Genomic DNA, 11,696 nt, shown 5'->3' on the forward strand with positions numbered 1-11,696 from the left:
GGAACGATCACCGGGCACGGGGGAGCGCGCTGCCGTACCCACCTTGAATCGGAGGAAGAAACCCATGGTGTTCGGGCGCTTGGACCGCGGCCGCAAACGGCCCGCCGCCGCTCCGGTGGCCCTCAAGATCCTGGTCGCGGGCGGCTTCGGCGTCGGCAAGACCACCCTCGTCGGTGCCGTCAGCGAAATCCAGCCGCTGCGCACCGAAGAGCTGCTGACCGAGGCGGGGCGCCCGGTGGACGACATCGACGGGGTGGAAGGCAAGCACACCACCACCGTCGCCATGGACTTCGGCCGGATCACCCTGCGCGAAGACCTGGTCCTCTACCTGTTCGGCACCCCCGGCCAGCAGCGCTTCTGGTTCCTGTGGGACGAGCTGGCCCAGGGCGCGCTCGGCGCGGTCGTGCTGGCCGACACCCGGCGGCTCGCGGACTGCTTCGCCGCCGTCGACTACTTCGAGCGGCGCGGCATCGCCTTCACCCTGGCCGTCAACTGCTTCGACGGCGCCGAGCGGCACCCCGAGGAAGCCGTGCGCGACGCGCTCGACCTCGACCCCCACGTGCCGGTCGTGATGTGCGACGCCCGCGACCGGGAGTCCGCCAAGGACGTGCTCGTCTCCGTCGTCGAACACGCCCTGGCCAGCAGTGCCGCACGCCGCACGGCCGCCGTGTGAGCGGCTACGCCCCCTCGCCCTCCTCCAGCCAGCCGAAGGTGCGCTCCACGGCCTTGCGCCAGTTGCGGTACTCCCGCTCCCGCACCTCGGCCGGCATCGACGGCGTCCACTCGGCATCGCGCCGCCAGTGCGTGCGCAGCTCGTCCGGCCCGTCCCACACACCGGTGGCGAGGCCGGCCGCGTAGGCCGCGCCCAGACACGTCGTCTCCGAGACCACCGGGCGGATCACCGGCACCCCCAGCACGTCCGCCTGGTGCTGCATCAGCAGCCCGTTGGCCGTCATCCCGCCGTCCACCTTGAGCTCGGTGATGCGCACCCCGGAGTCCTGGTACATCGCGTCCACCACCTCACGCGTCTGCCAGCTCGTGGCCTCCAGCACGGCCCGTGCCAGGTGCGCCCGGGTGACGAAGCGCGTCAGCCCGGTGACGACCCCGCGGGCGTCCGAGCGCCAGTACGGCGCGTACAGGCCGGAGAAGGCGGGCACGATGTAGGCCCCGCCATTGTCGGGGACGCTCGCCGCCAGTGGCTCGATCTCGTCGGTCGAGCGGATCAGGCCCAGCTGGTCGCGGATCCACTGCACCAGGGCGCCCGTGACGGCGATCGAGCCCTCCAGGCAGTAGACGGGCTCCTCGCCGCCGAGCCGGTAGCCCACCGTCGTCAGCAGGCCGTTCTTCGAAGCCACCGGCCTGGTGCCGGTGTTCAGCAGCAGGAAGCTGCCGGTGCCGTAGGTGTTCTTGGCCTCGCCCACCCGGTAGCAGGTCTGCCCGAAGACCGCCGCCTGCTGGTCCCCGAGCGCGGCGGCCACCGGAACGCCTGCCAGTTTGCCGGTGGCCCTGCCGTAAACCTCCGCGGAGGAGCGGATTTCGGGCAGCATGGCCTCCGGGATCCGCAGGGCCGACAGGATCGCCGGATCCCACTGGAGCGTCTCCAGGTTCATCAGCAAGGTGCGCGAGGCGTTGGTGACGTCGGTGACGTGCACCCCGCCGTCCGTACCGCCCGTCAGGTTCCACACGAGCCAGGAGTCGACGGTGCCGAACGCGATCTCGCCGTTCTCGGCGCGACGCCGCAGGCCCGGCACCTTTTCCAGCAGCCAGGCGGCCTTCGGGCCGGAGAAGTACGAGGCCAGCGGCAGCCCCGTCGCCTGCCGGAACCGGTCGGGCCCCTGCGCCCCGCCCAGCTCGTGGCACAGGGCCGCGGTGCGGGTGTCCTGCCAGACGACCGCGTTGTGCACCGGCTTGCCGGTGGCCCGGTCCCACAGCACCGTCGTCTCACGCTGATTGGTGATGCCCAGGGCGCTCACCTCGCCCGCCGACAGCCCCGCCCGCGCGAGCGCACCCGCCACCACCGCCTGCACCTTCGCCCAGATCTCACCCGCGTCGTGCTCCACCCAGCCGGGCCGCGGAAAGATCTGCCGGTGTTCGCGCTGGTCGACGGCGACGATCCGGCCGCTGCGGTCGAAGACGATGCAGCGGCTGGACGTGGTGCCCTGGTCGATCGCGGCGACGTACGAACCCGTCATGGCGTCTCCTGATCGGGAGGCTGCGGTGGCGCATGGCACCGGGCAGTGTTCTGCGGCCCCCGGGCAGCGTCAAGGCCGGTCGCGTCAGCGCACGGGGAAGTCGAAATAGGTGGTGGGGAACGGCTCGTTCCGGAGCGTGTAGTGCCACCACTCCTCCGCCAGGTTGACGAAACCGGCCGCCTCCATGGCCGACTTCAACAGCAGCCGGTTGGCCCGCTGCGCCCCCTGCACCCGCGGATCGAGCGTATGGGACAGCGTGTCGAAGCAGTCGAAACCGGTCCCCATGTCCAGGGAGTTGTCCGGGAAGCGCGCCGCCTTCGGCGCGTAGCACGGCACCAGCGGCTCACCGGGAACGTACGGCCGGGTGCGCCGCACCGGCAGCGGCACGACGGTCAGATCCATCGTGCTGCCCCGGCTGTGCCCGGACTTCGCGGCGATGTAGCCGTCCTCGAACAACCTCGACTTCTCCACCCTCGGATAGAACTCCGCCTTCATCCGCACGTCGTCGAGGTCCTTCGCCCATGCGACGAAGGCGTCCACCGCGCGCTGCGGCCGGTAGCAGTCGTACACCTTGAGGGTGTAGCCCCGGCGCAGCAGCCCCCGCTGCACCCGGTGCAGCGCCTTCGCCGCCGGGCGCGTCAGCAGACAGCGCGGCCGCTGATAGCCCTCGACGCGAACGCCGGTGAAGTTGTGCACCGTGGCGTACCGCATCTCCTGCACGATCGTCGGATCCACGTCGGCCAGCTCCGTGAACCCCGGCGGCAGCCCGGACGACCGCTGCTCGGCCCGCGCCGCCGCCGGGGCGGAGGAGAGGGCCACGACGGCCACGAGAGGCAGCACCAGGGCACGCAGGGCGGCGGAGAGTCTCGGCATGCCCCTCCTGATACCAGCCCGAAGAGCGCGGAGGAAGAGGGCCCACGCCCCCGCGCACCCCCGTCAACCGCGCATGCGCACCGGGTACGCCAGCTCCGGCGCGCCCTCCTGCTCCACCGTCACCACCCCGCCCCGCGCCCGCGTCGTAAAACGCACCACCTCCGGCCGCTCCCACCCCTCACCCGCATCCGTGATCAGCACCCCACCGCCCGTACGCCCCGCGGCAGGCGCCCACACCTCCAGCTCCACCCCGCCCTCCGCACCCGCCACCGGAATCACCGAACCCGCCCGGGCCAGCACCGGAATCCGCGACAGCGGTGCATCCAGCAACACCTGACCCGGCCCCTCGTGCGCCCGCCCCGTCACCGTGTCGTACCACCGCCCGCGCGGCAGCCGCACCGCCCGCCGGTCCGCCCCCGCCTCCAGCACCGGCGCCACCAGCAGCGAATCACCCAGTAAGAACTCGTCCTCACAGTCGCGCAGCGCCCTGTCCTCCGGCGAACGCCACCACACCGGCCGCGCATACGGCGCCCCCGTACGCCGCGCCAGATGCGCCAGCGTCACGAAATACGGCAACAGCCGCATCCGCTCCCGCAACGCCGCCCCCGCGTGCTCCAGCACCTCGGCCCCGAACTCCCACGGCTCCCGCCGCCCCGCCGAAATCGCCGAATGCGTACGGAACAACGGCAGGTACGCGCCCAGCTGGAACCACCGCAGATACAGCTCCGGCGACGGCGAACCGGTGAAACCCCCGATGTCCGGCCCCGAATACGGCACCCCGCACAACCCCAGCCCCAGCACCAGCGCCAACGACGCCCGCAACCCCGTCCAGCCCGTCACCACGTCACCGGACCACGTGCCGCCATAGCGCTGCATGCCCGCCCAGCCCGACCGCGAGAACACAAAAGGCCGCTCACCCGGCCGCAGCGCGCCGAGCCCCTCGTAACCGGCCCGCGCCATCGTCAGCCCGTAGACGTTGTGCGCCTCGCGGTGATCGCCGCCCCGGCCCTCCAGCACATGCCGGGCAGAACGCGGCAGCGTCGGATCCCCGAACGCCGCGAAGGACACCGGCTCGTTCATGTCGTGCCAGAAACCCGAGAACCCCTGCGCCAGCCGCTCGGCATACAGCCCGCCCCACCACGCACGGGCCTTCGGATCGGTGAAATCCGGAAAGACCGACTCACCCGGCCACACCTCACCGCGCACCTCCCGCCCCTGCGCGTCCCGGACGAACGCCCCCGCCTCCCGCCCGCCCTCGTACACCGCCATCCCCGGCTCCGCCTTCACCGCCGGATCCACGATCGACACCAGCCGCACCCCGTCCCGCCGCAGGTCGGCGGCGAGCCCCGGCAGATCGGGAAACCGCTCGCGGTCCACCGTGAACACCCGGTGCCCCCGGTAGTGGTCGATGTCCAAATGCACCGCCGACAGCGGCAGACCACGCTCCTTGTAGCCCTCCACCACCCGCCGCACTTCACGCTCGCTGCCGAACCCCCAGCGCGCATGGTGATGCCCCAGCGCCCACGCCGGCGGCAGCGCCGCACCCCCGGTCAGCGCCGCCCAGTCGTGCAGCACCCGCGCCGGAGTGCCCGCCATCACCCAGTACCGCAGCGGACCCCCCTCCAGGCGCACCTCGCACCGCCCCGGCCGGTCGTGCCCCGACCCCGCCCCCTCCTCGCCCTCCCACAAGGTGACGCGGCCGTCCCACGAGTTGTCGTGGAACACCAGATGCGACCCCGCGTCCGCCACCACCAGCTGCACCGGCATCGTGATGTACAGCGGATCGTCACCCGGCTCGAAAACGCCCCCCGGATCGGTGTTCCACAGCCGGTACGACCCCGCCCGCAGCCGCGGCCCCGCCGCCCGGCCCCCCAGACCGAAGAACCGGGCGTCCGCCGCCAGCTCCGACCGCTGCACCCACCGCGGACCCCCGCCGTCCTGCGCCTGCGGATCCACCGGCTCCCACCACCGCGGCGGCAGATCCCGCCGCAGCCTCACCCCGCCCGGTGTCCGCACCTCCACCGCACCGTGCCGCGAGACCACCACCAGCACCCGCTCGGACACCACTCGCCAGCCGCCGTCCGTGTCCGGCTCCAGGACCGCCCGCTCGTCCACCTCCGGACACGCCCCGGCCAGCGCGTACGACGGCTCCGGCTCCGCACCGTCCCAGCCGCAGAACACCGCGCCACCCGCCACCACCCGCACCCGCAGCGACGACCGCGCGAACCGCACCACCCCGCCCCCCGGCTCCGGCTCCGCCCCCTGCGCCACCCCCGGCACACGCGCCCGCTCCGCCCCCGGCCGGGGCAGCCCCATCGCATCCGCACACCGGCGCCGCCACGCGGACCGCACCGACCGCAGCCCCTGCCCCGTCCCCACCGTCCGCAGCGCGGCCATCCACTTGTCACCCGCATCCATGCCGCTCAGCCTGCCACCGACCCCCCAGGCCACGCGTACCGTTCAACCACCGTTCACCCCCCGCACCGACAAGCCCCGACCGGCTCGCACGCCGCCGCCTCTGGTGCCGGAGTCGATCACATGGCATCGTCCTGCTCAGCCTCCGCACGCGCAGACCCAGCCGTGCGCACGGCGCCGCCCACGACGCGCAGAAGCCCGGGAGCAGCCAGATGACCACCGCACCGCAGCCCGCCGACAGCCCGCAGCCCCTGTGGAGCCCCGGCCCGGACCGCATCGCCCGTGCACAGGTCACCCGCTTCCACACCTGGGCGGCCCAGAAGCACGGCGCGCCCGCCCCCGTCCCCGGCGACCCCGTCGCGAGCTACGCGGCCCTGCACCGCTGGTCCGTCGAACAGCTCGAACCCTTCTGGCAGGCCGTCTGCGAATGGTGCGACGTACGGTTCACCGCGCCCTACGAGCGCGTGCTCGCCGACCGCACCATGCCCGGCGCCCAGTGGTTCCCCGGGGCCACCCTCAACTACGCCGAACACGCCCTGCGCGCCGCCGGGGACCCCGCCCGCGCCGACGAACCCGCACTCCTCCACCTCGACGAGACCCACGACGACCCCAGGACCGTCACCTGGGCAGAACTCCGCCGCCAGGTCGGCTCGCTCGCCGCCGAGCTGCGCCGCCTCGGCGTCCGCCCCGGCGACCGCGTCAGCGGCTACCTGCCCAACGTCCCGCAGGCCGTCGTCGCGCTCCTCGCCACCGCCGCCGTCGGCGGCGTGTGGACCTCCTGCGCCCCCGACTTCGGCGCCCGCAGCGTCCTCGACCGCTTCCAGCAGGTCGAGCCGGTCGTGCTGTTCGCCGTCGACGGCTACCACTACGGCGGCAAGCGGCACGAGCGCACGGACGTCGTCACCGAACTGCGCGCCGAACTGCCCACCGTGCGTGCCGTCGTGCACATCCCGCTGCTGGGCACGCCGGCCCCCGAAGGCGCCCTCGCCTGGGACGACCTCACCTCCAAGGCCGCCGAGCCGGTCTTCGAGCAGGTCCCCTTCGCCCACCCGCTGTGGGTCCTCTACTCCTCCGGCACCACCGGCCTGCCCAAGGCCATCGTCCAGTCCCAGGGCGGCATCCTCCTCGAACACCTCAAGCAGCTCACCCTGCACTGCGACCTCGGCCCCGGCGACCGGTTCTTCTGGTACACCTCCACCGGCTGGATGATGTGGAACTTCCTCGTCTCCGGCCTCCTCGCGGGCTCCACCGTCGTCCTCTACGACGGCAGCCCCGGCCACCCGGACACCGCCGCGCAGTGGCGCGTCGCCGAACGCACCCGGGCCACGCTCCTGGGCACCTCCGCCGCCTACGTGATGGCCTGCCGCAAGGCCGACGTCCACCCAGGCCGCGACTTCGACCTCTCCACCGTCCGCTGCGTCGCCACCACCGGCTCGCCGCTGCCGCCCGACGGCTTCCGCTGGATCCACGACCGGGTCGCGGAAGACATGTGGATCGCCTCCGTGAGCGGCGGCACCGACGTCTGCAGCTGCTTCGCCGGCGCCGTGCCCACCCTCCCTGTCTACATCGGTGAACTCCAGGCCCCCTGCCTGGGCACCGACCTGCAGGCCTGGGACACCCACGGCAGGCCCATGACCGACGAGGTCGGCGAGCTCGTCGTCACCAACCCCATGCCGTCCATGCCCGTCACCTTCTGGAACGACCCCGACGGCGCCCGCTACCGCGAGAGCTACTTCGAGATGTTCCCCGGCGTCTGGCGCCACGGCGACTGGATCACCCTCACCTCGCGCGGCAGCGTCGTCATCCACGGCCGCTCCGACTCCACCCTCAACCGGCAGGGCGTCCGCATGGGCTCCGCCGACATCTACGAGGCCGTCGAACGCCTCCCGGAGATCCGCGAATCCCTCGTCATCGGCGTCGAACAGCCCGACGGCGGCTACTGGATGCCCCTCTTCGTCCACCTCGCGCCCGGCGCCGTCCTGGACGAGGCCCTCCTCGACGTGATCAAGCGGACCATCCGCGAACAGCTCTCGCCCCGCCACGTCCCCGACGAGGTCATCGAGGTGCCGGGCATCCCGCACACCCTCACCGGCAAGCGCATCGAGGTCCCCGTCAAGCGCCTGCTCCAAGGCACGCCGCTGGAGAAGGCGGTCAACCCCGGCTCCGTGGACGACGTCGCGCTCCTGGACTTCTACGAGCAGCTGGCGCGCGAGCGCGGCTGACGGCCGTTGTCAGTGGCTCCCCTTACGGTGAGTGAGCATCGATCACTCGCGCTGAGGGGGAGAGTTCATGGCGCACACGCACAAGGACCGGCGGCGGCCGACCGCCCGCCGCCGGCAGCGGCCCACCGCACGCCGCAGGCTGCGCTCCGAGACACCGAGCACCGTGGCCGTCCTGGCCGTGCCCCGGGACTTCGCGGCCATGCGGCGGTACACCAGCTTCGACTTCGATGATCACGCCACCTATCTGGAGCAGGTGGAGGGGCTGCTCAGGGCCCTGACCGCCCAGGGCACCTACACCAGCGTCGCCCTCTTCGACCCCGTCGGCTTCGAGGAGTACTGCACCGAACTGCACCTCGACCCCGACACCCCCGCCAGCCGGACCCGCTACACCGCCGAGATCGCGGCCGCGGGCACCAAGGTCCCCTACGAAGGCCAGCCGCTGTCCCGGCTGCTGCCCCGCCTCGTCGACGACACCGAGCAGCACGCCACCTGGGAATACGCCTCGGCCCTGCTCCAGAGCGGCGACTGCGCCTCCTGCGGCGAGGACATCGGCCGGGCGGCCTTCGCCCGGGCCTCGAAGATCCTTCGACGGCTCCTCGAAGCGGTGGGCACGGGCACGCACCACCTGGTGTGCAGCGTCCCCGCCGAGGGCCAGACCCCGCTGATCGCCGTCCTGCCCGCGGACTGCGCCGAAGACGGCACGCTGCACATGGGAGAGGCGGCGGCCCTGGTCTTCTGCACGGTCCTGGCAGCCGGCATCGCCACGAACCGTCCGGGCGGAGTCGTCATGCGCAGCACCACCCCCGGCCGGCCCGTCACGGTCCGCGGCTGGAAGCTCAAGGACGGCGGGCTGCGGCCACTGACCGAAGCCGAGGTCTTCTCCGCCTACTGCACGGACGCGGAGACGGGCGAGCCCGTACCGCCGGAGCACGGCGTCGCCTACCGGGAGGGCATCCGGCTCGACCTCGACTGACAGGCCGGGGCCCCAAGAAGAAGGGGTGCCCCACCGGTCCGGTGGGGCACCCCTTCTTCTTGGGCACATCAGCTCATCGGCGAAACCGCCGACGGCTCACTCGCTCACTCGCCGGAGAGCACCGCCTGCGCGGCGAGCCGCGCCTCCTCCGCCGAGTCCGTGGCCCGCGCGGCCGCCGCCGCACGCTCGCACTGGGCCAGCGTGTGCTTGGCCAGCGTGGCGCGCACATACGGAATCGACGCGGCACCCATGGACAGGCTCGTCACGCCCAGCCCGGTCAGCACACAGGCGAGCAGCGGGTCGGACGCGGCCTCGCCGCACACACCGCAGCTCTTGCCCTCGGCCTTGGCGGCCTCGGCCGACGCGGCGATCAGGTCCAGCAGCGCAGGCTGCCACGGGTCCTGCAGCCGCGAGACCGCACCGACCTGACGGTCGGCGGCGAAGGTGTACTGCGCCAGGTCGTTGGTGCCCAGCGACAGGAACTCCACCTCCTGCAGGATCGAGCGCGCCCGCAGCGCGGCGGAGGGGATCTCCACCATCGCACCGAACTTGGCCTGCAGCCCGGCCTCCCGGCAGGCATCGGCGAACGCCTTGGCATCGGTCCGGTCCGCCACCATCGGGGCCATGACCTCGAGGTAGACCGGCAGGCCCTCGGCCGCCTTGGCCAGCGCGGTGAGCTGCGTGCGCAGCACCTCCGGGTGGTCCAGCAGGGTGCGCAGACCGCGCACGCCCAGGGCCGGGTTGGGCTCGTCGGCCGGGGTCAGGAAGTCCAGCGGCTTGTCCGCGCCCGCGTCGAGCACCCGGACGACCACACGGCCCTCGGGGAACGCCTCCAGCACCTTGCGGTAGGCCTCGATCTGCTTGGCCTCGGACGGCGCCTTCTTGCTGTCGTCGAGGAAGAGGAACTCGGTGCGGAACAGGCCCACGCCCTCCGCACCCGCCTCGACGGCGGCCGGCACGTCGGCCGGACCGCCGACGTTCGCCAGCAGCGGCACCTTGTGCCCGTCGGACGTCGCACCCGGGCCGGACGAAGCGGACAGCGCCGCCTTGCGCTCCTCGGCCGCCTTCGTCAGCTCGGCACGCTTCTCCTCGCTCGGGTCGACGAAGATGTCGCCCGTGCTGCCGTCCACGGCCACCACCGTGCCCTCGGCAAGCTCACCCGCGCCCGGCAGCGCGACCACGGCGGGCACTCCCAGCGCCCGGGCGAGGATGGCGCTGTGGCTGGTCGGCCCGCCCTCCTCGGTCACGAAGCCGAGCACCAGCGTGGGGTCCAGCAGCGCCGTGTCGGCGGGCGCCAGGTCCCGCGCGATGAGGACGTACGGCTCGTCGCTGTCCGGCACACCCGGCATCGGCACGCCCAGCAGTCGCGCGACGATGCGGTTGCGGACGTCGTCGAGGTCGGCGACCCGGCCCGCCAGGTACTCGCCCGCGTTGGCGAGCAGCGCCCGGTAGGCGGCAAAGGCGTCGTACACCGCGCGCTCGGCGGTGCTGCCGACGGTGATGCGCCGTTCGACGTCGGCCATCAGCTCCGGGTCCTGCGCCATCATGGCCTGGGCCTCGAGCACGTGCTGGGCCTCGCCGCCGGCCAGGTTGCCGCGTGCGATGAGGTCGGCGGCCACAGCCTCGACCGCCTGGCGTGCGCGACCCTGTTCGCGCGGCGCCTCGTCGGCCGGGATCTGCTTGGCCGGCGGTTCCAGGACCGCCGTGCCCATGTGCCGCACCTCGCCGATCGCCACACCGTGGCTCACGCCGACGCCTCGCAGCGTTGTCTCCATCGTTCCTCTTCTCCGGGACAAAGAGATCCGGGTGATCCACGACACATGCCGTGGTAGCGTGGTGCCCTGCCCTTTGGGCAGCGGTCAGGGCTTGACCGCGCCTCAGCTCCGCGGAGTTGAGGGGGAAGCCCCGCATATGGGGCGGAGTCACTTCACCCGTGTCCGGTTGAAATTAAAATGCTGCGGCTTGTCCGCCGCTGTGGATGATGAGTAACGCCATCTGGGATACGTCGCAGATGGCGTTGGCTCACTGCCAGGTGAAGAGGACGTCGCCCGCCTTGAGATCGCTGTCGTCGCGGAGATCGGCCAGCACGTCCGGCGTGGCCTCGAGCGCAACGACCGGGCAGATCGGGGACTTGCCGGCCTCCTCGACGGCCACGGGGTTCCAGCGCACGACGTCCTGTCCGCGCGTCACGGTGTCGCCCTTGTTGACGAGCAGTTCGAAGCCCTCGCCGTTGAGCTGGACGGTGTCGATGCCGAGGTGCGTCAGCACGCCGTGGCCCTCGCTGTCGACGACGACGAACGCGTGGGGGTGAAGCGAGACGATGACACCGTCAACGGGCGAGACCGCCGTCGCGGGCTCGCGCACGGGGTCAATAGCGGTACCGGGTCCCACCATCGCGCCGGAGAAAACCGGATCGGGCACTGCCGCGAGTCCGATGGCACGTCCGGCGATCGGGGACGTCACGGTGGTCATGGGAAGCCTCCCAGGGGTGAAGATTCATCACGCGCCGTCACTGCCTGTCCTGGACGGCGCACTGGCCAGAAGCGTATGTCATAGGAACTAAGGATTCCGCACGAGCGCGCGAGGGGTGAGCGTGTGCGGTCCGTAATCGATTTGCCTCGCGTGTGCGGGACATGTACTGTCAGATCCCTGCCCACGACCGAGGCTTGCAGACAACTGCGGCGCGACGGGGGCGGCACCTCTCATCGGATAAGATCCAATTCCGGATCTGCTCTGGTTTTCCGTGTGCGAATTTCACGGAAAGCGGGGCGGTAAGGAAGCGGGAAAAGTCCTGATAGAGTGTGAAACACCGAAGGGAAGCGCCCGGAGGGCCCGGTGAAACGGGACCAAAGGAAGCGTCCGTTCCTTGAGAACTCAACAGCGTGCCAAAAGTCAACGCCAGATATGTTGACACCCCGTCCATCTCGATGGATGAGGTTCCTTTAAAAGTCCTTCCTTAGGGAAGGCACACAGCGAGGACGCTGTGCACGGCCGGGCTTATTCCGCCTGGCTGTGCCGCTC

At 71.8% G+C, this 11,696-nt stretch carries 8 protein-coding genes; 3 read left to right on the plus strand and 5 right to left on the minus strand.

Annotated elements, in window-relative coordinates:
- Positions 1 to 64: 64 nt before the first annotated feature.
- The gene (locus FHS39_RS21700; RefSeq protein WP_184351079.1) at positions 65 to 673 is read left to right on the plus strand and encodes a GTP-binding protein; all 609 of its coding nucleotides are present in this window, start codon (positions 65 to 67) and stop codon (positions 671 to 673) included.
- A gap of 4 nt (positions 674 to 677) precedes the next feature.
- Here FHS39_RS21700 and glpK read toward each other — a convergent pair whose 3' ends face one another.
- The 3 genes from glpK to FHS39_RS21715 form a co-directional block, all read right to left on the minus strand.
- The gene (glpK, locus tag FHS39_RS21705; protein WP_184351080.1) at positions 678 to 2,192 is read right to left on the minus strand and encodes a glycerol kinase GlpK; all 1,515 of its coding nucleotides are present in this window, start codon (positions 2,190 to 2,192) and stop codon (positions 678 to 680) included.
- Between the two features lie 84 nt (positions 2,193 to 2,276).
- A complete protein-coding gene (locus FHS39_RS21710) occupies positions 2,277 to 3,065 on the minus strand; it encodes a M15 family metallopeptidase (RefSeq protein WP_184351081.1) in 789 nt (262 codons plus the stop codon).
- Positions 3,066 to 3,128: 63 nt separating this feature from the next.
- Positions 3,129 to 5,483 (minus strand): glycoside hydrolase family 31 protein, encoded by a 2,355-nt coding sequence (locus FHS39_RS21715; protein WP_184351082.1) that lies wholly within the window; start codon positions 5,481 to 5,483, stop codon positions 3,129 to 3,131.
- A 209-nt stretch (positions 5,484 to 5,692) separates the two neighbouring features.
- On the opposite strand from FHS39_RS21715, the gene FHS39_RS21720 reads away from it, so the two are divergent.
- On the plus strand, positions 5,693 to 7,702 hold the full coding sequence (locus tag FHS39_RS21720) for an acetoacetate--CoA ligase (RefSeq protein ID WP_184351083.1): 2,010 nt from the start codon (positions 5,693 to 5,695) through the stop codon (positions 7,700 to 7,702).
- Between the two features lie 67 nt (positions 7,703 to 7,769).
- Entirely contained in the window at positions 7,770 to 8,675 is a 906-nt protein-coding gene (locus tag FHS39_RS21725; protein ID WP_184351084.1) for a hypothetical protein, read from the plus strand.
- 104 nt (positions 8,676 to 8,779) lie between these two features.
- Here the strand turns inward: FHS39_RS21725 and ptsP are convergent, their stop codons facing one another.
- Both ptsP and FHS39_RS21735 read right to left on the minus strand, forming a co-directional pair.
- The gene (gene ptsP, locus FHS39_RS21730; RefSeq protein ID WP_045934509.1) at positions 8,780 to 10,450 is read right to left on the minus strand and encodes a phosphoenolpyruvate--protein phosphotransferase; all 1,671 of its coding nucleotides are present in this window, start codon (positions 10,448 to 10,450) and stop codon (positions 8,780 to 8,782) included.
- A gap of 247 nt (positions 10,451 to 10,697) precedes the next feature.
- A complete protein-coding gene (locus FHS39_RS21735) occupies positions 10,698 to 11,147 on the minus strand; it encodes a PTS sugar transporter subunit IIA (RefSeq protein ID WP_184351085.1) in 450 nt (149 codons plus the stop codon).
- Positions 11,148 to 11,696: the final 549 nt, after the last annotated feature.

The sequence above is a fragment of the Streptomyces olivoverticillatus genome, from assembly GCF_014203555.1.
GTDB lineage: Bacteria > Actinomycetota > Actinomycetes > Streptomycetales > Streptomycetaceae > Streptomyces > Streptomyces olivoverticillatus.

Coding starts and splice junctions, on each gene's coding strand:
- FHS39_RS21735 (WP_184351085.1), bottom strand. CDS start 11,147: ATGACCACCGTGACGTCCCCGATCGCCGGACGTGCCATCGGACTCGCG.
- glpK (WP_184351080.1), bottom strand. CDS start 2,192: ATGACGGGTTCGTACGTCGCCGCGATCGACCAGGGCACCACGTCCAGC.
- FHS39_RS21720 (WP_184351083.1), top strand. CDS start 5,693: ATGACCACCGCACCGCAGCCCGCCGACAGCCCGCAGCCCCTGTGGAGC.
- FHS39_RS21700 (WP_184351079.1), top strand. CDS start 65: ATGGTGTTCGGGCGCTTGGACCGCGGCCGCAAACGGCCCGCCGCCGCT.
- ptsP (WP_045934509.1), bottom strand. CDS start 10,450: ATGGAGACAACGCTGCGAGGCGTCGGCGTGAGCCACGGTGTGGCGATC.
- FHS39_RS21715 (WP_184351082.1), bottom strand. CDS start 5,483: ATGGATGCGGGTGACAAGTGGATGGCCGCGCTGCGGACGGTGGGGACG.
- FHS39_RS21710 (WP_184351081.1), bottom strand. CDS start 3,065: ATGCCGAGACTCTCCGCCGCCCTGCGTGCCCTGGTGCTGCCTCTCGTG.
- FHS39_RS21725 (WP_184351084.1), top strand. CDS start 7,770: ATGGCGCACACGCACAAGGACCGGCGGCGGCCGACCGCCCGCCGCCGG.